At 26.4% G+C, this 22846-nt stretch carries 18 protein-coding genes; 14 read left to right on the plus strand and 4 right to left on the minus strand.

Going from position 1 to position 22846, the window contains the following annotated elements; translation table 11 throughout:
• The first annotated feature begins 5 nt into the window (after positions 1–5).
• The 9 genes from nuoG to folC all read left to right on the plus strand — a co-directional run bounded on the left by nuoG (position 6) and on the right by folC (position 11898).
• Positions 6–2738: an NADH-quinone oxidoreductase subunit NuoG gene (gene nuoG, locus ICW73_00130; protein QNS01887.1), complete on the plus strand. Its 2733-nt coding sequence runs from the start codon at positions 6–8 to the stop codon at positions 2736–2738.
• The gene (gene nuoH, locus ICW73_00135; GenBank protein ID QNS01888.1) at positions 2735–3703 is read left to right on the plus strand and encodes an NADH-quinone oxidoreductase subunit NuoH; all 969 of its coding nucleotides are present in this window, start codon (positions 2735–2737) and stop codon (positions 3701–3703) included. Before nuoG ends, nuoH begins: the two co-directional genes overlap by 4 nt.
• 22 nt (positions 3704–3725) lie before the next feature.
• The gene (nuoI, locus tag ICW73_00140) at positions 3726–4274 is read left to right on the plus strand and encodes an NADH-quinone oxidoreductase subunit NuoI (GenBank protein QNS01889.1); all 549 of its coding nucleotides are present in this window, start codon (positions 3726–3728) and stop codon (positions 4272–4274) included.
• A gap of 10 nt (positions 4275–4284) precedes the next feature.
• Complete coding sequence (gene nuoJ, locus ICW73_00145; protein QNS01890.1) at positions 4285–4782, plus strand: NADH-quinone oxidoreductase subunit J; 498 nt, start codon at positions 4285–4287, stop codon at positions 4780–4782.
• A gap of 46 nt (positions 4783–4828) precedes the next feature.
• On the plus strand, positions 4829–5131 hold the full coding sequence (gene nuoK / locus ICW73_00150) for an NADH-quinone oxidoreductase subunit NuoK (protein ID QNS01891.1): 303 nt from the start codon (positions 4829–4831) through the stop codon (positions 5129–5131).
• On the plus strand, positions 5128–6999 hold the full coding sequence (gene nuoL, locus ICW73_00155; GenBank protein QNS01892.1) for an NADH-quinone oxidoreductase subunit L: 1872 nt from the start codon (positions 5128–5130) through the stop codon (positions 6997–6999). Before nuoK ends, nuoL begins: the two co-directional genes overlap by 4 nt.
• Before the next feature lie 75 nt (positions 7000–7074).
• Positions 7075–8595, plus strand: coding sequence for an NADH-quinone oxidoreductase subunit M (locus ICW73_00160; GenBank protein QNS01893.1), 1521 nt, complete (start codon positions 7075–7077; stop codon positions 8593–8595).
• 6 nt (positions 8596–8601) lie between these two features.
• Complete coding sequence (locus ICW73_00165) at positions 8602–10053, plus strand: NADH-quinone oxidoreductase subunit N (GenBank protein ID QNS02080.1); 1452 nt, start codon at positions 8602–8604, stop codon at positions 10051–10053.
• 564 nt (positions 10054–10617) lie between these two features.
• Entirely contained in the window at positions 10618–11898 is a 1281-nt protein-coding gene (folC, locus tag ICW73_00170; protein QNS01894.1) for a bifunctional tetrahydrofolate synthase/dihydrofolate synthase, read from the plus strand.
• A gap of 528 nt (positions 11899–12426) precedes the next feature.
• On the opposite strand, the gene ICW73_00175 is transcribed toward folC, so the two are convergent.
• Positions 12427–13374, minus strand: a complete 948-nt coding sequence (locus tag ICW73_00175) for a ribose-phosphate pyrophosphokinase (protein QNS01895.1) — start codon at positions 13372–13374, stop codon at positions 12427–12429.
• Between the two features lie 788 nt (positions 13375–14162).
• Between ICW73_00175 and prfA the strand changes: the two genes are divergently transcribed.
• From prfA to ICW73_00190, 3 genes are all read left to right on the plus strand, one after another.
• A complete protein-coding gene (gene prfA / locus ICW73_00180; protein ID QNS01896.1) occupies positions 14163–15251 on the plus strand; it encodes a peptide chain release factor 1 in 1089 nt (362 codons plus the stop codon).
• Entirely contained in the window at positions 15248–16081 is an 834-nt protein-coding gene (gene prmC, locus ICW73_00185; GenBank protein QNS01897.1) for a peptide chain release factor N(5)-glutamine methyltransferase, read from the plus strand. The genes prfA and prmC overlap by 4 nt, the downstream gene beginning before the upstream one ends.
• Positions 16082–16225: 144 nt before the next feature.
• Complete coding sequence (locus ICW73_00190) at positions 16226–17035, plus strand: tetratricopeptide repeat-containing protein (protein ID QNS01898.1); 810 nt, start codon at positions 16226–16228, stop codon at positions 17033–17035.
• Positions 17036–17331: 296 nt separating this feature from the next.
• Here the strand turns inward: ICW73_00190 and ICW73_00195 are convergent, their stop codons facing one another.
• Positions 17332–17499, minus strand: coding sequence for a hypothetical protein (locus ICW73_00195; GenBank protein QNS01899.1), 168 nt, complete (start codon positions 17497–17499; stop codon positions 17332–17334).
• Positions 17500–17960: 461 nt separating this feature from the next.
• Here ICW73_00195 and ICW73_00200 point away from each other — a divergent pair, with 461 nt between their 5' ends.
• Both ICW73_00200 and pta read left to right on the plus strand, forming a co-directional pair.
• The gene (locus ICW73_00200) at positions 17961–19202 is read left to right on the plus strand and encodes an acetate kinase (protein ID QNS01900.1); all 1242 of its coding nucleotides are present in this window, start codon (positions 17961–17963) and stop codon (positions 19200–19202) included.
• A 45-nt stretch (positions 19203–19247) separates the two neighbouring features.
• Positions 19248–21377: a phosphate acetyltransferase gene (gene pta, locus ICW73_00205; GenBank protein ID QNS01901.1), complete on the plus strand. Its 2130-nt coding sequence runs from the start codon at positions 19248–19250 to the stop codon at positions 21375–21377.
• Positions 21378–21413: 36 nt separating this feature from the next.
• Here pta and ICW73_00210 read toward each other — a convergent pair whose 3' ends face one another.
• On the minus strand, positions 21414–21674 hold the full coding sequence (locus ICW73_00210; GenBank protein QNS01902.1) for a 2Fe-2S iron-sulfur cluster binding domain-containing protein: 261 nt from the start codon (positions 21672–21674) through the stop codon (positions 21414–21416).
• Positions 21675–21678: 4 nt separating this feature from the next.
• The gene (gene nrdB / locus ICW73_00215) at positions 21679–22809 is read right to left on the minus strand and encodes a ribonucleotide-diphosphate reductase subunit beta (GenBank protein ID QNS01903.1); all 1131 of its coding nucleotides are present in this window, start codon (positions 22807–22809) and stop codon (positions 21679–21681) included.
• Positions 22810–22846: the final 37 nt, after the last annotated feature.

Raw genomic sequence — 22846 nt, forward strand, 5'->3', positions numbered from 1 at the left:
TTATTATGGCTAGAATTTATGTCGATGGAAAAATGTATTATGCAAGTGAATCAGACAATTTATTGCAAGCATGTCTATCAATAGGTATCGATATTCCTTATTTTTGTTGGCATCCGTTACTCGGTAGTGTAGGTGTATGTCGACAGTGTGCAGTCACACAGTATAGTAATAAATTGGATTGTTCTGGTCGGTTAGTGATGTCTTGTATGACACCTGTTACTGACGGTTCTATAATTTCTATTATGAACAATGAATCTATTGCTTTTCGTAGTGCAATTGTCGAATTATTATTAACGAATCATCCTCATGATTGTCCAATATGTGAAGAAGGTGGTCACTGTCATTTACAAGATATGACTGTAATGAATAAGCATAATATTCGAAGTTATAAATTTAAAAAACGTACTCATAAAAATCAATATTTAGGTCCCTTTATTAAGCATACAATGAATCGATGCATTGGATGTTATCGTTGTGTACGATACTATAAAGATTATGCAGACGGTGCAGATCTTGGTGTATATGGTGCTAACAATAATATTTATTTTGGTCGTCCAGAAGATGGAGTTTTAGAAAGTGAACATTCCGGTAATTTAATCGAAATATGCCCAACTGGTGTATTTACTGATAAAACTCATTCTAAAAAATATAATAGAAAATGGGATATGCAATATGCTCCTAGCATTTGTCAAAACTGCAGTGTTGGTTGTAACATTAGTATTGGTGAACGTGCAGGTGAAATTCGACGTGTAGAAAATAGATATCATGCTGATATAAATCATTATTTGATTTGTGATCTTGGTCGTTTTGGATATTCTCATACTGATTTAAAGTTACGTCCTAAAAAACCTATGTTAAAAAAGAAACATGCAGTTGTTCTAAATTTTAATACAGCCATTGATTTGGGTGTTAGTTTTTTTAAAAAATACAAAAATGTTATTGGCGTTGGTTCAGCTCGATCAAGTTTGGAAAATAATTTTTCTTTAAAAGAATTAGTCGGAGCAGAAAATTTTTCACATGGTTTACTTGAGAAAGAAGAACAATGTATTAAATTAATCTTAGATGTTTTAAAACACGACAATATTTATATTCCATCTTTAAAAGAAATTGAAAGCTACGATGTTATTTTAGTTCTTGGTGAAGATTTAACTCAAACATCAGCACGCGTTGCATTAGCTATTCGTCAAGCTATGAAAAAAAAAGCACAAGATACAGCAAATTTATATGGAATTGAGAAATGGAATGCTGTATCAATATCTCATATTTCAGAAAACGTAAAAAATTTTCTTTATGTCATGCATACACATGAAAATAAATTAGATGATATTTCTGATTGGAGTTATTTTGCTACTATTCATGACCAAATATCTTTATCGTGTGCTATTATTCATGAATTGGATAAAAAATATCCAAAAATTTATAATTTAAATGATACGTTGACTAGTAAAGTGTCGCTAATTGCAAACAAATTAATTTCTGCAAAAAAATCATTAATTATTTCAGGTTCGCATTCTTTTAATGCGTCGATTATACAATCCGCTGTAAATATAGCCAAAGCTATCAAGAAAAACAATATTTGTGCACATGTCGGTCTGACTCTTTTAACATCGTCTGCTAATTCTTTAGGTGTAATGTTAATTGGTGGCATGTCTATAGAAAATGTGTTAAATAAACTTAACACACAACAAGCGGATGCAATCATTTTTATGGAATACGATCTATATCGTTTTATTGCGAAATATGATTGTGATATGATTTTAAAAAATAAAAAAAACGTAATTGTATTAGATCATCAGTACACTAAAACATACAAATATTCAAATATTTCTTTGCCGTCTGTAAATTTTACAGAAAGTTCAGGTACAATAATAAATTTTGAAGGAAGAGCTCAGCGTTTTTTTCAATCTTATGATCCTCTTTTTTACGATGATGCTAATTGTCTTTTTGATAGTTGGAAATGGTTACATCATTTAAAGTCGAGAATTGATAATAAAGAAATATCTTGGAAGAAATTAGATGATGTAATTGCTGCATATTCTAAAAAATATTTAGATTTAAAAGAAATTGTATTAAACGAACCAAATTCTTATTTTCGTATTCATGATCAAAAAATAGCTAGATCTCCTATCAGATTCAGTGGTAGAACTGCGTTACGTTCTAATATTAATATACATGAACCCCGTCAATCTCAAGATAAAAATACTATGTTTTCATTTTCTATGGAAGGTTATAATCAACCGAATCCATTGTTACGGCATATTCCGTTTGCATGGTATCCTGGATGGAATTCGCCTCAAGCATGGAATAAATTTCAAGAAAAAGTTGGTCGTGATTTAATATCCGGTAATTCAGGAACTCATATTTTTAAATATAGAACTAAAATAGATAGATCGTATTTTAATATAATTATAAAAAATGTAAAAAACACAAAATGCTGGAGAATAATCCCGTATTACAATCTTTTTGGAAATGAGGAAATGACGCAATATTGCACATTAGTTCAACAGCGCGTACCATTAGCATATGCTTTAATCAGTAAACTAGATGCCAGTGAGTTAAATTTAAACAATAGAGATGAAATGATTGAATTTAATTGTTTTAATACAAGTTATCGTTTAAATGTACATTTTTCAAATAAATTAAGACCGAAACAAATCGGGTTACCAATAGGTCGACGAGGTTTTCCTGCAGTGTTAGTTGGAAAAAAGATAAAATATTTAAGGAAATATATGCGATGATATTATTTAATATAGATGTTTTTCCGGTTATTTTATCCTTTTTAAAAGTAATTTTTATATTAATGTTAATAACATTTTCTGGCGCTATGTTAAGTATTTTTGAACGTCGTTTATTAGCATTTTTTCAAAATAGACATGGACCTAATCGTGTAGGCTATTTTGGTAGTTTACAATTACTAGCTGATATGATTAAAATCTTGTTTAAAGAAGATTGGGTACCGTGTTTTAGTAGAAAATTTGTATTTGTTTTATCTCCTATTTTATCTTTTATGTCCTTGTTATGCGTCGTTCCTATCATTCCATTTAGATCAGATTTTTTTATTTCGAATTTGAACATCGGGATATTGTTTTTCTTGATGATGGCTAGTTTGTCTGTGTATTCTGTTTTATTTGCTGGGTGGTCTAGTAATAACAAATATGCTTTATTAGGATCTATGCGCGCTTCTATTCAAACAATAAGTTATGAAGTATTTTTAGGATTGTCTTTGATGGGAGTAGTTGCACAATCCGGATCTTTTAATCTTATTGATATAGTAAATAGCCAAAAACATATGTGGAATGTTTTTCCTCAGTTTTTTGGATTTCTATCGTTTTTTATAGCAAGCTTAGCGATATGTCATAGACATCCGTTTGATCAACCAGAATCTGAACAAGAATTAGCTGATGGTTATCATATTGAATATTCTGGTATGAAATTTGGATTATTTTTTATTGGAGAATATATTTCTATTATTGTTATATCATTATTAATATCAACAGTTTTTTTTGGGGGATATTTTTGTTTTGGTAAACCTAGTTTTGTTTGGTTGTTGTTGAAATCAATGTTTTTTATTTTTATGTTTATTTTGATTCGTGCTGCTTTACCCCGACCAAGACATGATCAAATATTATTGTTTGGTTGGAAGATTTGTTTGCCTTTAGTACTTTTAAACTTGCTAGGTACAGCTTTATTTCTGTTATTATAAAATTTTATGAGATATTTATTTTATGTGCTTATTACTAAAAAAAATTGTTTTTGGATTATGTACGCAAATCAGAAGTCTTTGGATGATCGGTGTTAATATTTTTTATAAGTCAGAAACTCGTTTATATCCAGATGAAAAAGTAAAATTGTCGCCTCGTTATCGCGGTCGAGTAATATTAACGCGCAATATTGATGGGAAAGAACGTTGTGTTGCTTGCAACTTATGCTCGGCAGTATGTCCAGTGGATTGTATTTCTGTTCAAAAATCTGAAACAATTACTGGGCGTTGGTATGCAAAATTTTTTAGAATTAATTTTTCTCGATGTATTTTTTGTGGATTGTGTGAAGAAGCATGTCCTACAGCTGCAATTCAACTCATGCCTGATTTTGAACTATCTGATTTTAATAGACAAGATTTAGTGTATGAAAAAGAAGACTTATTAATTTCTGGTCCTGGAAAATATCCAGATTATGATTTTTATCATTTTTCAGGTGTAGTAACACAAGGAAAAAGAACAGGAGAATTAAATATTGAATCAAAACCAATAGATGTAAAAAATTTATTACCATAAGGAATATTTTGTGGAAATTCTTTTTTATATATTTTCATTTGTAGCAATAATTTCTACTATCTTTGTTATTTTTCAAAGAAATGCAGTGTATTCTTTACTATATTTAATAGTGTCACTTTTATCAATATCTGGTATTTTTTTTTCGTTTGGTGCATTTTTTGCTGGTGCTATAGAAGTAATTATTTATGCTGGAGCGATTTTAGTTTTATTTATTTTTGTAATTATGACACTTAATTTAAGTGATAAATATTACATTCAAGAAAAAAAATGTTTAAAACCTGTTTTTTGGATTGGTCCTGGAATTTTATCATTAATCTTATTTATGTCAATGATGTATGTATTGTTTTTTTTAAATCAAACAAATATAGTTGGTGTGCTCATAAATTCAAACGATGTGGGTATGTGTTTATTTGGACCTTATGTTTTATTAGTTGAGTTGGCCTCTATGGTTTTATTGTCGGCTTTGGTGATTATTTTTCATGTTGGAACAAAAAAACGTTTATGTTAAAAGCGGCACGGTTAAAATTAATTAGCATTAATAAGGATGATATATTATGGTGTCTATATTTCACGGATTATGTGTATCGTTAATATTGTTTGTTTTGGGTTTAACAACTCTAATTGTTCGTAGAAATCTATTATTCATGTTAATTAGTTTAGAAATTATGATGAATGCAGCTGGATTAGCATTAATTGTTGTCAGTAGTTATTGGCAACAACCAGATGGTCAGATAATGTATATACTTGCTATTACTTTAGCTGCATCGGAAGCTAGTATAGCTTTATCATTATTATTGCAATTATATCGTTATAAAAAAACATTAAATATTGATGTTTTAAGTGAGATGCGTAAATGAATGTTATTTTTTTAATAATTTTATTTCCATTAATAAGTTTTGTAATTTTATCTATATTGCAAAGTTCATTACGTAAAAAAATTACAACATACATAGGTGTTTGTTCAATATTTATATCGTTTGTTATCACTGTTTTATATTTTTTTCAATTTCTTAGTTTTCCTTCGTTAATTGTTATACAGAAATTATATTCATGGATATCTATTAAAGAATTTCATATTAACTTTGGATTTTACCTAGATGGCCTTTCTTTAAGTATGTTAATTATGATTACGGGAATTGGATTATTAGTACATATTTTCTCTATTTGGTATATGGACAATAAAGAAGGTTATTCTCGTTTTTTTGCGTATACTAACTTATTTATAGCTAGTATGGCAGTATTGGTTCTAGCTGATAATTTTTTATTTATGTATATGGGATGGGAGTGTGTCAGTATATGTTCTTATTTGTTAATTAGTTTTTATTATAAAAGATTATATAATGTTTTATGTGGGTTTAAAGCATTTATTTTAACTCGTGTTTCTGATATTTTTTTAATAATTGGAATGTTTTTAATATATCGTAAGTATGGTACGTTTAATTTTGATGAAATTAAATTTTTATCAAATTTCATGTATTTAGACTATAGTAGTGATGTAAATATAATTACGTTTTGTTTATTAGCAGGTATAATTGGAAAATCTGCTCAATTACCTTTACATACCTGGTTATCTGATGCAATGGTTGGACCAAGTCCTATATCCGCTTTAATACATGCTGCAACTATGGTGACATCTGGTATTTATCTAGTATCTCGTACATATTTTTTATTTATTTTAACACCTAAAATTTTATATGTTTTAAGTGTTATTAGTATAGCAACAATATTAATTTCTAGTTTTTCGGCTTTATGTCAAACAGATATAAAGCGTATTTTAGCATACTCAACTATGAGTCAAATAGGATATATGTTTTTAGCACTTAGTGTACAGTCTTGGACGGCTGCTATTACACACTTAGTAGTACATGCTGTTTTTAAAGCATTATTGTTTTTATCGGCCGGTTCTTTGATTATTTCATGTAATAATGAAAAAAACATATTTAAAATGAGTAGTAATTTATATAAAAAATTACCTTTATTATATGTTAGTTTTTTAGTTGGAGGTGGATCTTTAATTGGTTTTCCATTGATTACAGCTGGTTTTTATAGTAAAGGAAATATTTTGTTTAGTGTTTTTCAAAGCGGCCATACTTATTTATTTTTAATTGGTTTATTTTGTTCTTTTTTGACGGTTTTATATACTTTTAGGATGATTTTAGTTGTTTTTCATAATAATAGTTCTATTTATGATGTGCGAATCAATAGCACATTAATACATGATACACCATTGATAATTCTTATTATTTTATCTACTGTTTTTATATCATATACATCACTTCCATTATTTTATGTATTTCCAGAATTTCATTTTTCTGAAACGCAGAAGATTATGTTTGAAATAACATCTGGTATGTTGTCTTTTTTAGGGATATGGTGTGCATATTATATATGGATTAAAAATAGACATTTAACAGATAGCATATTAAATTTAAAATGTATGAAATATTTTTATAATTTAGTTGTATCAGGATGGGGTATAGATGTTTTTTATAATTTTTTCTTTATACGTTTTTATCTGTATATATCTGCAATACTTTCAAGTGATCCATTAAACAAAATTACGCATTTTTTCAAATATATTATTCATGTGTTAAATGCAAATTTATTGAGAATAAATAATGGTTATTTAAGATGGTATATAGCTTCAATGATAATTGGTATAAATTCGTTTTTTATATTAGTTTTGTTATTTACTTATTTTCACAGTCATGTTTGTATTAAATGATCAATAATTTTTAAACAACAAAAAATAATTTCATTAATAGTATAATTTATAGTAAATAATAGGAATATAAAAGCGATGTTACTTTCTTTTTTAATTATAATTCCACTTTTGAGTAGTTTACTATCGTATTTTCTGTATAGATTTAAAGAATATTTTCCTCGTTGGATTGCTTTAATTGCAACAATGTCAGTATTTTTAATAATATTACGGATGTGGCTTCAAAAACAATATTGCACTCATCAATTCAATGAATTGTCTATTTGGAACAATCAATTTATCATGCCATGGATTCCAAAATTTGGTATTGAATTTAATTTATTTGTTGATGGTTTATCTTTGTTGATGTTATTTTTAACTTGTGTATTAAGCATAATAGCAATTCTTGTTTCATGGAAAACTATTAAAGAAAATGAAGGTTTTTTTTATTTTAATTTTTTGATGTTGTTGTCTGGTACTATCGGTGTGTTTATTTCTCGCGATTTATTTTTGTTTTTCTTTTTCTGGGAAATTATACTTATTCCTACATATTTTTTAATTGCATTATGGGGAAAAAATATTGATCAAAAAAATGCTTGCGTTACAGTTGCTAATAAGTTTTTTATATACATGCAAGTATCGGGTTTGTTTATGTTTATTTCAATTTTAATATTAGCATATAGTTATTATAAGAGCACAAATATATTAACTTTCAATTATGATTTACTATCATATAATACGTTAGATATAAATACAGAATGTATTGTTTTATTAGGCTTTTTTTTAGCTTGTTTCATAAAAATGCCTGTTGTTCCATTTCATGGATGGTTACCGGATTTTCATGTGCAATCTTTATCATGCGGAACAGTAGAAATTGTTGGTCTTTTATTGAAAACAGCCCCTTATGCGCTTTTACGAATTAGTTTAGTACTTTGTCCTCATGCAACAGAAAAATTTGTCTATTTTGTGATTATTATAGGTATAACGAGTGTTTTTTATGGATCTATTCTTGCATTTTCACAAAATAACGTTAAAAAGTTAATTGCTTATTCTTCTATTTCTCATATGGGGTTAATTTTAATTTCGATTTATAGCAAAAGTGAAATATCTCTTCAAGGTGCAGTAGTTCAGATGTTATCTAGTAGTTTTTGTACCGCTGCTTTATGTATTTTGTCTGGTTATTTGTATACTATTTTACATACGCAGGATATTCGTAAGATGGGTGGATTATGGAGTTGTATGTATTGGATTCCAGGTTTGACATTATTTTTTTCTTTGTCCAATTTTGGTCTTCCTGGAACAGGCAACTTTGTAGGTGAATTTTTAATTTTATTAGGATTATTCCAGATTCATCCAATTTTATCATCGTTATTAACTGTAAGTATTTTATTTTCTGCTTTGTATTCTTTAAATTTGGTCCAGAGAATTTTTTACGGTGTATGTAAACAGCATATTTTAAAAAAACAGATATATAAAAAAGATGTATTTATAATGATGATATTAATTTTAATATTAGTGTTTTTAGGTTTGTATCCTCAAAAAATTTTGGATATTTCGTATGTTCCGTTACATGATATTCATCAAAAATTCATGCATCCTATCACAGCAATAAGGTTTTAATTGGTAATTATGATCAATTTACAACAATTAATAGCATTATTTCCGACAGTAACTTTAATATTTGCTATAATAATAGTAATATTATCTATTTGTTATAGTCGTAACCATACTTTTGTTTGTACGTTAACTATTTTAGGTTTAGTATGTTCATGTTTATCTCTGTTTTTTTTAAAAAATATTATTCCTATAAATGTAACGGCATTATTTTATATAGATAAGTCTTCTATTATATATGTTTTTATGATTCTCTTTTCAGCAATTTCTGCATGTATTTTTTCTTATTCTTGGTTAGAAAAATATCAATTTAATAAAGAAGAATTATATGTATTGTTTTTGCTTTCTACTTTAGGGGCAGTAAATTTAATTTTTTCGAATCATATGTCTTCTTTATTTATTAGTATTGAATTACTGACTTTACCGGTTTTTGGATTAATTGCCTATTCTAATACGCAAAAGTATTCCCTAGAAGCTGCATTAAAATATATTATTTTGTCCGGTGTATCGTCGAGTTTTTTATTATTAGGAATTGCATGGATTTATGCTATTTCTGGAAATTTGAGTTTTTTATCTTTAGATTATATTTTTGATATCACACGAGAACAGGAAAAATTAGTAATATTGTTTGGAACGATTATGATTTTATCATCCTTGTTTTTTAAGTTATCTATTGTGCCATTTCATCTTTGGACACCAGATATTTATCAAGGTTCTTCTGCTGCTGTGTTATCTTTTTTTTCTACCGTGAGTAAAACTGCTATTTTTTTTATTTTGTTGCGTCTATTTTTACATATCTCAAATTTTGATAATGGTGTACTATATTATATAGTATCATTAATGATATTTTTATCTGTTATATTTGGAAATATATTAGCGTTATTGCAAAATGATATGAAGAGGTTTTTTGGTTATTCATCAATATCACAGTTAGGTTATTTATTAATTTTATTATTAGCTTTTCATGATAGTTATATTTTTTCTTTAGAAGCAAGTATAGTTTATGTGTGTAGTTATTTGTTTAGTAATATAGCATATTTTGGTATTATTAATTTAATTTCAAATATTTCGCAAAATAAACAACATCATCCGAAATTTTGGTATGAAGGTTTGTTTTGGCATCAGCCAATGTTAGCGATTATATTAACGGTTATTTTTTTATCTTTATCAGGTATCCCAATAACATTGGGATTTATTGGTAAATTTTATATTTTATCAATTATTATAAACGAGCATCTATGGATTGTTGGTATACCTTTTTTTGTTGGTAGTATAATAGGTTTATGTTGTTATTTAAGAATGATTATTAATTTATATTTAACATCACCGACATATTTTTCACGTACTTTAATTATACCGCGTTATTGGTTTTTCTCTCCATCTGGTATAGTTGTCTGCATTTCTGGGATAAATTTATTAATTTTAGGAATATATCCAAATTTATTAATAAATCTTTTGCAGTAGTTATGTTAAGTTATAAAAAATATTGATATTTTAGTTTTTTATCTTAACTTAAATATGGCATAGTTTTTAACTATGTAAGACTCTATCAAATTATGAAGCTATGTTGTTTTTTTAAGGATGTTATATAAATATAAAAAATTTATGTTTTTATTTATATATTTTTCTTTATGAAAAAAATTAGATGTATATAAATAGTATAAAAATATTTTGTTAAATCTCAGAAAAACTTTTTAAAATATTTTAATATGACAAAAACATATGTTAAAAAATGTACAGTTTGTTAATAAATAGAGTCATTTTTTTTGAAAAATATACATTAAAAACATATTATAATTGCGTTATATTAGTTTTATATTTGTTTTATAAATATATGATTATTTTTACTATACTAAAAAATAACTGTGTTTTGATGTAAGAATTAAGATGAGCTAAATTAGTCGTTTATTTTAAATTAATTAATGTTTTTAAAAAAGTTCAGTAACATCTTAGTTTTTCAGGTTGTAATATTAAGTTTTAAATCATTATTTTTATTTTTTTATAAAATTCCGATTAAAATTGATATTTATGTTAGATAAAAATTCTTCTTTATTAGAATGGTTAAAATATTTAGAAACATTTCCTAAAAAGAAAAGATTTGATCTTATAGAATTAAAAAATTTTGCAATTCGATTAAAAATTTTAAATATTGAATCTTTTATTTTCACTGTAGGCGGAACAAATGGCAAAGGAACTACTTGTATAGCGCTAGAAAAATTGCTTTTGAAATCAGGATATACAGTGGGATTATATACCTCTCCACATCTTATTAACTATACTGAAAGAGTAAGAATTAACGGTAAAATAATTGCAGAAGACCAGCATGTTTTATCTTTTTGTCATATTGAAACAAAAAGAAATGCAAAAGTTTTAACATATTTTGAGTTTGTTACTATTTCGGCATTGTTTTTATTTAAACAGTATAAATTAGACGTTTTGATATTAGAGGTAGGATTAGGTGGACGATTAGATGCAACTAATATTGTAGATTCTGATCTGTCTATAATTACTAATATCGAAATGGATCATACGTCTATTTTAGGTAACGATCGTTCCAGTATTGTACGCGAAAAGTCAGGTATTTTTCGAAAAAATACAATATCTGTAATTGGTGATTATAATGTTCCTGGTTCTATTTATAAAATTGCAAAAAAAACACATACAGTTCTGAAGAATGTTAATATAGATTGGTTTTGGTTTAAAAATGATAATAGTTGGGATTTTATTCACCCTGATATTCAATTATACAATTTGCCGATGACTAAAATACCGTTGTCAAATGCAGCAATAGCACTATCTGCTCTGTATTATGCAAAATTTAAAATTCATGAGAATATTATTAGACATGTTATGCCTAAAATACAATTATTAGGTAGATTTCAAACTATTTGTTTTGATCCACGTATTATATTGGACGTTGCACATAATCCTCATGCTGTTTTATACTTGTCGTATAAGATTGATGAAATAAGTTGTCTAGGAAAAATACATGCAGTAATAGGTGTGTTAAAAGATAAAGATATAAGTCAAATGATTCGTATATTAAAGAATAGAGTTCATTACTGGTATGCAGCTCCACTAAATACTAATCGTACTATTTCTGTGATGCAATTGAAAAATTATTTACCAAAACATAATACTTATTTTTTTAATAGTATTGCACAAGCAGGAAAAACAGCATATATGAGATCTGAAAAACAAGATGTTATTTTAATTTTTGGTTCTTTTTTTACTGTATCAGAATTTATTACTTCAGAATTTTTTAAAAATAAGATAATTAATATTAATTTGGAAGATTTATGTTATTAGTTAATCAAGTTAGTATTATAATAATTTTTTTTTCTTTATTATGCGGTGCATTTCGAGGATTTTTTAGAGAAACTGTTTCCATTTTATTTTGGTTGTTAAATATGTGTTTTTTTTTAATTATTATTATTTTTCTTCATTTTACACACATATTTTAAAAAATAGTTTTTTTTATGGAAATAATTTAATAATTGTGATAGTTTTTTGTTCTATAAGATTGGTATTAAATTTTATCCTAAAAAAAATTGTACGAATTTTAGGTTTATCTTTTCTAGATATGATTTTTGGTTCTATTTTCGGTGTTTTACGTGGATTAATAATAATAGGTGTATTTTATTTTTTCCGTGATATTTTTATTAATTAGTTTTTTAATGATAGTTTTTTAACAGATTAAGCAATCTATGTTTTTAAAAATATCATAATATTATATGTTAAAATTTAGTTTTCCATTTTTTATAATACTAAGCACATTATTTTTCAATAAAAGAGAATAGTTATGTGCTTAGAATTAAAAATATAAAATTTTTATTATTAATGTTCAAACATAGCAGAAATAGATTCTTCATTACTAATTCGTCGTATCGCTTCTGCCAACATGCCTGATAATGTTAATGTACGTACGTTGGGTAATAATTTTATATTCTCGCGTAATGGGATGGTATCACATACAACTACTTCATCAATAGATGATTGTTTCAAATTTTTTTCTGCATGACCTGAAAAAATAGGATGCGTTGCATATGCAAAAACTCTTTGAGCTCCTCTTTCTTTAAGAGCTTCAGCAGCCTTACAAAGTGTGTCTCCTGTATCTATCATATCATCAACTAATATGCAGTCTCGGTTTGCAACGTCACCAATAACATGCATAATTTGAGATATATTTGCATGTGGTCTTCTTTTATCAATAATTGCCATATCAGTATCGTATAAAAGTTTTGCAATTGCCCTAGCTCGAACAACACCTCCAATATCAGGAGAAACAACAATTGGATTTTTTAGTTCTTTTTGTATCATATCTTCTAAAAGAATTAAGCTGCCAAAGACATTATCAACAGGTACGTCAAAAAAACCTTGAATCTGTTCGGCATGCAGATCTACTGTTAATATGCGATCTACTCCAATACTAGATAAAAAATCGGCAACGACTTTAGCTGTGATTGGAACTCGGGCGGATCGTACGCGTCGATCTTGTCGAGAATATCCAAAATACGGAATAACTGCAGTGATTCGTCCTGCTGATGCTCGGCGTAGAGCATCGATCATCACTACTAATTCCATGATATTATCATTTGTAGGTGCACAAGTAGATTGAATGATAAAGATATCACCACCTCTTACGTTTTCATTTATTTGTACGCTAATTTCACCATCACTAAAACGACTAACAGATGCATCACCTAAATTAATATATAGTCGATTAGCAATAAATTTTGCTAATTTTGGAACAGAATTTCCAGAAAAAAGTTTCATTTCAGGCATAAAAAACCTTATTTATAATTTACAATCTTGGATAAATAGCGTGTTTTTATATGTTTAATCATAAGATTTTTTATTTTTTTTTAATATTTTTGTACTATAAATATAGTAGATTTAAAAAAAGATGTTACGTAATAGATAATAATATTTCTATCGTGTCTCATAATAAAATATAGACGTGATATACAAATACCTTTGTTGATAAGTTTGTAATATTAATACGTTTACTGAATATAACTTGAAAAAATTGATTTTTTTTAACATTTGGTAACGACATGTGTGCTGATAATATTCAAATTAAATTCTTTATTTCATTGATATTATAAATTGCGCTGTAACGATTATTTTTTTTAATTTTTATAGAAAAGCGAATACAATTATATTGTAGTAAACGATTTATAATAAATAATTCTAATTTTTTATTGTAGATATATATTTTCAATGTACTTCTATATTAAAGAAACGATATCCAGTGCGTATATAATGATATTTATATGCTCGTATGTTTATTTTAACATATAAGCAAGTAAATTAATTTTTAGAATTGAGTAAAGTATATATTATATTTTTATCAAGATATAATAATTTTTAACTGATTGACTATGTTATTTTGTACAGAATGTATTGCATGTAATTATTTTAATAGAAATGTTTTAATATACGGTATTGTTAATTTAAAATAATATATTTTTATAAATTTATACTATTATTTAATAGTAATATAAGTTATACGTGATATTAAATCAATTAAAAAGTGTATTTAAATCAATTTTTTTAAAGATAAGGAATATATGTTAAACAATTCTATTTTAGATAAATTAAGAACTTTAAAAAATCGCTTCAATGAAATTGAAATTATTTTAACACAGAAAGACACTGTATTAAATCGAGAATATTTTAAAGATTTATCTAAAGAGTATTTAAAATTATCAGAAATTATTAAACATTTTATTCAATGGGAGCAAATAGAAATTGATCTTAAAAATATTTCTAGTTTATTTCATGATGTAGAAATGTACGATATGGCAAAGGAGGAAGAAAATGTGTTTCGCAATAAGCAAAAAGAATTAGAAAAAAAAATAAAAATATTATTGCTACCTGAAGATCCAAATGATAAGTACAGTTGTTTTATTGAAATTAGATCAGCAACTGGAGGTGATGAATCTTCAATTTTTGTTAGTGATTTATTCAAAATGTATACTAGGTATTCCGAACATTGCACTTGGAAAGTTGAAATTATTAATGCTAGCGATAATGAAAGAGGCGGTTTTAAGGAAATTATTGCGAAAATTACCGGAAAAGGTGTATGTGGTCGATTAAAGTTTGAATCTGGAGGTCATCGTGTTCAGAGAATCCCAGAAACAGAATCACAAGGTAGAATTCACACATCTACTTGCACTGTAGCAGTAATGCCGGTAATTCCAAAAATTAAAAAAGAAGAAATAAATTTTTCTGATTTAAAAATTGATACCTTTCGTTCTTCTGGTGCTGGTGGGCAACATGTTAATACTACAGACTCTGCTATTCGTATAACACATCTTCCTACTGGTAATGTAGTAGAATGTCAAGATGAAAGATCGCAACATAAAAACAAAGCAAAAGCACTATCTATTTTATCGTCTCGTATACATGCTGCTAAAATTGCGAAAAGTAAAGAAGAAAATGCTTCTATGAGACGTATTTTACTAGGTAGTGGTGAACGATCAGATAGAAATAGAACATATAATTTTCCTCAAAATAGGATTACAGATCATAGAATTAATCTTACTATATACAAATTAGATGAAGTTTTACAAGGAAAATTAGATTTATTGATTGATCCGATTATACAAGAACATCAAGCAGATATGTTAAATTCTTTGGCTGATGCACAATCATGAACATTCAAAGATGGTTAAAAAAAACTATCAATAAATTACCTCACGTTGATAATCCTAAGTTTGAAGCTGAGTTTTTATTAGGTTATGTTACACGGTGTACACGAAGTTACATTCTTACTGCTGATAGCATTCAATTAAATTTAATGGAATTAAAATACTTAGATTATTTAGTTCATCGTCGATCTTTAGGCGAACCAATTGCTTATATAATTGGAAAAAAAGAGTTTTGGTCTTTGTCTTTAATTGTGTCATATGATACTCTTATTCCAAGACCAGATACAGAAATTTTAGTAGAACAAGCATCGTTAAAAATTAATAAAAAATTTTCTGTAGTTTTAGATTTAGGTACCGGTTGTGGTGCTGTTGCTTTAGCTTTAGGTAGTATGCACACTGATTGTAATATTATTGGAATTGACAAATCGATAAAAGCTCTTGAAATAGCTAAATTAAATGCATTGCAATTAAATTTAAAACATGTGTCGTTCTTTTACAGTGATTGGTTTTCTCATGTAGATCAGAAGTTTGATATTATCGTAAGTAATCCACCATATGTCGGAAAACATGAAATGAAATTGCTTAAGCAAGATATATTTTTTGAACCATTGAGCGCAATTATATCAGAAAATGATGGTTTTTTAGACATTGAACGTATTATTAAAATGTCTAGTAATTATTTGTTTTTAGGCGGTTGGTTATTAATAGAACACGGATATCAACAAAGATTACAAGTACAGTTTTTTTTTAGAAAATATAATTTTTCTGAAATAGCATCTTATAAAGATTATGGAGGAAATGATCGTGTAACAATTGGAAGAAAAATTCATAATTAGTAAAATATTTTATATGGTATAAAATAAGCAATGTATTAATACAAAAAATATAGTTTTATTTTTTATAAACTATATATTAATACATTATAATTGCAACAATAAACATTTTTAATTATTTCAAAAAATATTAAAATTATTAATTATATGAAATCTCTTTCTGATATTGACTTTTCTAAATTGTCACTTTTAGATTCTGCTATTGCTGTTTTTCAAATAATTCGATCAGACTTTCCTGTCGAAACTGTTTTGTTTGAGTTGAAAAATAAAATACAAGAAGCTAAATCTTATGTTTTATCTGAAGTTCAACCTAATCAACAATTAAAAAAATTGTTGGAGTTGTTTTATCATCACTGGCGTTTCTGTGGAGCAAGTGGTATTTACAAACTTTCTGATGCTTTATGGATTGATAATGTTTTAAAAACAAGACAAGGTACTGCGGTTTCATTAGGGATTTTATTATTACATATTGCACAAGAGTTAAATTTACCATTAAATCCTGTTGTTTTTCCTACACAACTTATTTTACGAGCAGATTGGGTGAATCAAAAGAAATGGTTAATCAACCCCTTTAATGGAGATTTATTAAACCGTCATATTTTAGAAGTGTGGTTAAAGGGTAACATTAGCCCGACGGCTGAATTATATGATAACGATTTATATAAATCTGATGCTATTATTGTAATTCGTAAAATGTTAGATACATTAAAAGCTGCGTTGATGGAAGAAAAAAAAATAGAACTTGCATTAAATGTAAGTAATCTTATTATAAAAATTGATCCCAATGATCCATATGAAATTCGTGATCGAGGGTTAATATACGCACAATTAGAATGTAATCATGTAGCTTTGACAGATTTAATTTATTTTGTCGAACATTGTCCTGAAGATCCAATTAGCGAAATAATTAAAGTACAAATTCATGCTATTGAACAAAAAAAGATGATCTTGCATTAAATAATCTATTTTGCAATATTTATTGTGTAATCGGCATATTTTTCTTGTGTATTGTTTTAAAATATAGTTTTTTTGATGATCTTTTGTTTATAAAAATTTATGTTTTGTTTTTCTAAGTGAGCATTAAGATCATCATATGACATACTTAAAGTGGTCTCATTTTCTCTTGTTTGGCATTGATCTTTTAAATCCAAAGTTAATCTGTTAAGTATGTAAATTTCAATACCGTTTAATATTTTTAAAAATAGTGTGTCTTGTTTTTATATTTAGTTTAACAATAATGTTATTAGATCGGTCTATATTTTCGTATTTTTCGAAAAATTTAGTAGATTGTTTTGTATTTTTATATTTACAACAAGTTTTTTTATAGCTGTTATACATACTGAAATTTCATTTTTTTCTCGTTTTTTTTCACTTCCTGTCAGATCATCTGAAATACAAATACCAGATTTGTTTAATGACATTTTTTTCTGAAATCTGCTGTTTTAATATTAGTATTAAATATTTGATTTGGATAAAACTACTTGTGTTTTGATGACCTTTTCATCATGTTAAATGCTATAAGATAATCGTAATGTAATAAGTTGATAAGAAATCTCTTGTTTTTTTATATATTTTTTCAGTAGATATTTGACATAATTTTGTAGTTAATGTACAGTTTTGTCCTCCACTATAATACTAATTATAAACATTTTAAATACATATCGTTTAGTAAATATTTTTAAAAAGAATAATACAATTGTTAATTGTTCTTTTTGAAGTTTTTTATTTAACATATAAAAAATAAATAATTTATTTTTGTGGAGTTGATTACATATATGCTTTATTTTGATTTATAAAAATAGATACTACTATTTGAAATACGTGTTTTATAAAAGATTCAATTAAGTATCTTACAAAGAATTTTTAATAAATATTTTTATAAATGTTTTATTTAAGAAAAACAATAGGCGAGAAAATATTGAATAATTTAATTTTAGTTTTGAATTGTGGTAGTTCTTCTATAAAATTTGCAATATTAAATTCTAAAAAAGAAAAAAAATATTTATTTGGAATAGTAGAACAATTATTTTTATCGAAAACATATGTTACATGGACTTGTTTAGGAAAAAAGCATAAAAAAAATATTGGATCATATGTATGTCACAAACAAGCATTAAATTTTGTCTTCGAAATTATACTTTCTACGCGACAAGATATTTTAAAAAATTTAATCGGTATTGGTCATAGAGTAGTACATGGTGGATTAAAAATCAAAAAATCTGTTTTAGTAAATGATAATATTATAAAATATATTAAGGATGCATGTTGTTTTGCTCCATTACATAATCCAGTTAATTTAATTGGTATTCAGGAATCTATAAGACAATATCCTTGTTTATCTAAAAAAAATGTAGCTGTGTTTGATACTACATTTTATCAAAATATGCCTAAAACTGCTTTTTTATATGCTATTCCATATAGATTTTATAAAGATTATAATATTAGACGCTATGGAGCGCATGGTATTAGTCACGATTATGTATCTCGTAAATGCGCTGTTATTTTAAATAAAAAAATCAGACATTTAAACATTATAACATGTCATTTAGGAAATGGTGCTTCCATTTCTGCAATTCGAAATGGATTGTGTGTAGATACTTCTATGGGATTGACGCCGCTGGAAGGGTTAGTTATGGGTACACGTAGTGGTGATATAGATCCTGCAGTTATTTTTTTTATGAACAAACAACTAAATATAAATATTACGCAAATTGAAGAAATTTTGACAAAAAAATCTGGTTTATTAGGTTTAAGTGGTATCAGCAGTGATTTTCGTTACTTTGAAAAACATTACTTTTTAGATAAAAAAGCAAAAATGTCAGTGGATGTTTTTTGTTATAGATTAGCTAAATATATTGGATCGTATTCTATATTAATGGATAATGATTTAGATGCATTAGTTTTTACAGGAGGTATAGGAGAAAATGTTCCTTTAGTACGGACGATTGTGATGTCTAAATTGTCTTTATTAAATTTTAACATTTGTGAAACAAGAAATAAATCTATAAATTTTGGTTTGTCTGGATTAATTACGACGGACAATTCGCGCCCAGCATTTGTAATTTCTACCGACGAAGAACTATCAATTGCGCAAGAAACATTGAATATAATTAATAATAAATGATGTTTTTTTTAAAATATATATGTAAATTATAATAATAGGAATTTTATGTCACGTATTATAATGTTAATACCCGTAGATCATGATGTTGGCTTAACCGCAATTAGTTTAAGTTTGATTGATATTTTTTCAAAAAACGTAATAAAAAAAAATAACTATGCACCGATTTTGTATTGCTCTTGTGAAAATCATTTTTTAAATTCCGCTCCAATTATTATTAACAAATATTTTTCAGATATGGTTAGTATTTTAGAATATATTGATTTTTCTTCAGAATTATTTAACTCTGCAAAATATTTTTTTTCATTAGATAAAATTATTAAAGAATGTCATAAAAAAAAAAATATTCATGAATTAATATTGATCACGGGTTTAAAAAGTCATAATAATATTTATGCAGAACAAATTAATTATGATATTGCACAAAATATAAGCGCGGAAGTGATATTTGTAATAAATTTAAAAAACACTTCTTTAAAATATGCGTTAAAAAAAGAAAATCAAATTAAAATTTTTTTAGAAAGAAAGAAATATAAAAATGTTTTAGGTGTTGTTATTAACAATATTAACTCCCCATTTTTGGAAAAAAAATATTGTTTTACGCAAAAGTTAATTTATTTGAAAAAAATAAGAAATAATTATAAAATCAATTATGTTAAAAAAACATGTTTTGAACAAAATGTTGTTCCCATTATTGCTCAAATTCCATGGAACAAATGTTTTTTGAAAATATCTCTTACAGATATAAAAAAAATGTTGGATGCGACGGTAATTGGATGTAGAAAAAAGTTCAATCGAATTATAACAGAAATATATTTTTTTAATCAAGAATTTCAAAACATGTTGCAGGTTTTTCATTCAGGTTGCTTAATAATACTTTCGTGGAACCAAATTGATTTTTTTATAAATACATTTTGTTTTAATTTAAAAAATAGTATTGGTGGAATTTTGCTATTTAATTCATTTAAAACAGACATATGTTTTTTACAAAAAAAATGTCAATTTTTTATTCATAATCACATTCCTATCTTATTTATTCAAAAGAATGTCATAAATCTTGTTACAAAATTACAAATGATGAATTTTGATTTATTTACTAAAAATAAAAAATATATTAAAAAATTACAGACATATATATCTCGTTTTTTTTCTGATTCATTTAAAAAATGTTCTTTAAAAAATACAACACGTAAGGCAATGTTTTCTCCAAGAGAGTTTTGTCATTATCTAGAAAGCATGTCTAGAACGAAAAACAAGCGTATTATACTTCCCGAATCTTATGAAGAACGTATCTTACAGGCTGCATCAATATGTTACAGATTAAATATTGCACAGTGTGTATTATTAGGTGATCCGAAGAAAATTTATAGCATAGCTCATCATAAAGGTATTCAATTAAGTAAAAATATTGAAATTATTAATCCTTATTTAGTGAGAAACAGTTATATTAAACGATTTATGGATTTACGAAAAAACAAAAATTTAGATGAGTTATCGGCAATTAAAAAACTGCAGGATAACATAATGTTAGCAACATTAATATTAGAATCAAATAAAGTTGATGGACTTGTTTCTGGATCGATCAATACAACAGCTAATACTGTCCGCCCCGCCTTGCAAATAATTAAGACTGATCTTCAGAATTCATTAGTATCATCTATATTTTTTATGTTATTGCCAAATCAAGTACTGATTTATGGTGATTGTGCTATCAACATTAATCCTACTGCTGAAGAATTGGCTACAATTGCTATTCAGTCAGCTGATTCAGCAAAAATTTTTGGTATAGAGCCTAGAATTGCAATGTTATCGTATTCTACTGGTTATTCTGGTTGTGGTGATTTAGTAGAAAAAATTCGACTTGCTACTATGATTGTTAAAAAAAAACGATCTGATTTAATCATTGATGGTCCTATTCAATATGACGCGGCCGTTTCAGATACAGTATTTAAATTAAAGATTCCTAATTCTCCAATTTTTGGTTCTGCTACTGTATTTATTTTTCCAGATTTGAATGCAGGAAATATAGCTTATAAAGCCGTACAACGTTCTGCTGATATACTTGCACTTGGTCCAATGCTACAAGGGTTAAAAAAACCAGTAAATGATTTATCACGAGGCGCTTCTGTTAGAGATATTATTTACACCATTGCGTTAACATCTATTCAGTGCATATAAAAACGTTTTTTCATAAGGATTTACTTGTTGTATTAATTATATTTTAATTATTATGTTACTATTTGGTATACAACAGCATGGAAAAATTTCTCCTTTATTAAATAAAGCAGCTATAGGCTGTTTTATAAAATATGAGATTTGTCCGTGTATTAGTTGTATTCGGCATATTCCACAATAACCAGATTGGCATTGATAATCTATTTGTATATGATTTTTTTTTAAAACGTATAATAGTGATTTATCTTTTATATATAATATTTTTTTTTTGTTAGCGACTTGTATAATAAAGTTAATCATATATTTATAACTTAAATTTTTGAAATTCGTAATTAGATACTTCTGAATCAATTTGACCCACTAGATAAGAACTAATTTCTGTTTCTTGTGGAGCATTTTGTATGCTATCAGAAGTAAGCCAAGAATTTATCCACGGAATAGGATTTGATTGTTTTTTAAAATACGCTGAAAGACCAATTGAATTCATACGAATATTTGTAATGTACTCTATGTATTGACATAAAATATCTTTATTCAATCCAAGCATTGATCCGTCTTTGAATAAGTATTCAGCCCATTTTTTTTCTTGATCTGCAGCTGTAACAAATATTTCAATTGCTTCTTGTTTGCATTCTTTTGCAATATCTATCATAGATTCTTCATTGTTTATGTTATTTAAAATATGTAGTATATGTTGTGTTCCTGTTAAGTGTAGCGCTTCATCTCTTGCAATTAGTCGTATAATTTTTGCGTTCCCCTCCATTAATTCTCGTTCAGCAAATGCAAAAGAACAAGCGAAGCTGACATAAAATCTAATAGCTTCCAGTACATTAACACTAATTAAACAAAGATATAATTTTTTCTTTAATAATTGTAAATTGATGTTAATTTTTTTTTCGTTAATAACATGTGATCCTTCACCTAGTAAATGCCAATAACTGGTCATATTGATTAATTCATCATAGTATGTCGAGATATTTTGAGCACGATCATTAATATATTTATTAGAAATAATATCATCAAATATTAAAGATGGAGAATTAACGATATTTCTAATGATATGAGTATATGAACGAGAGTGAATCGTTTCAGAAAAAGACCATGTTTCAATCCAAGTTTCAAGTTCTGGAATAGAGATAATTGGAAGAAATGCTATGTTTGGACTTCTTCCTTGTATAGAATCTAATAGTGTTTGATATTTTAAATTACTAACAAAAATATGTTTTTCGTGATCAGGTAAATTATAAAAGTCAATTCTATCTCGAGAAAGATCTATTTCTTCTGGACGCCAAAAAAATGATAGTTGTTTTTCAATCAATTTTTCGAAGATAGTGTATTTTTGTTGATCATACCTAGCAATATTTACAGGTTGACCAAAAAACATAGGTTCTTTAAGTTGATCATTTTTTTTTTTTGAAAATGTTGTATAAGACATTGTTTTACCTAATTAAAACATTATTTTAAAGTGTATT

Origin of the sequence: Buchnera aphidicola (Pentalonia nigronervosa) (assembly GCA_014622685.1) — a bacterium.
GTDB lineage: Bacteria > Pseudomonadota > Gammaproteobacteria > Enterobacterales > Enterobacteriaceae > Buchnera > Buchnera aphidicola_BD.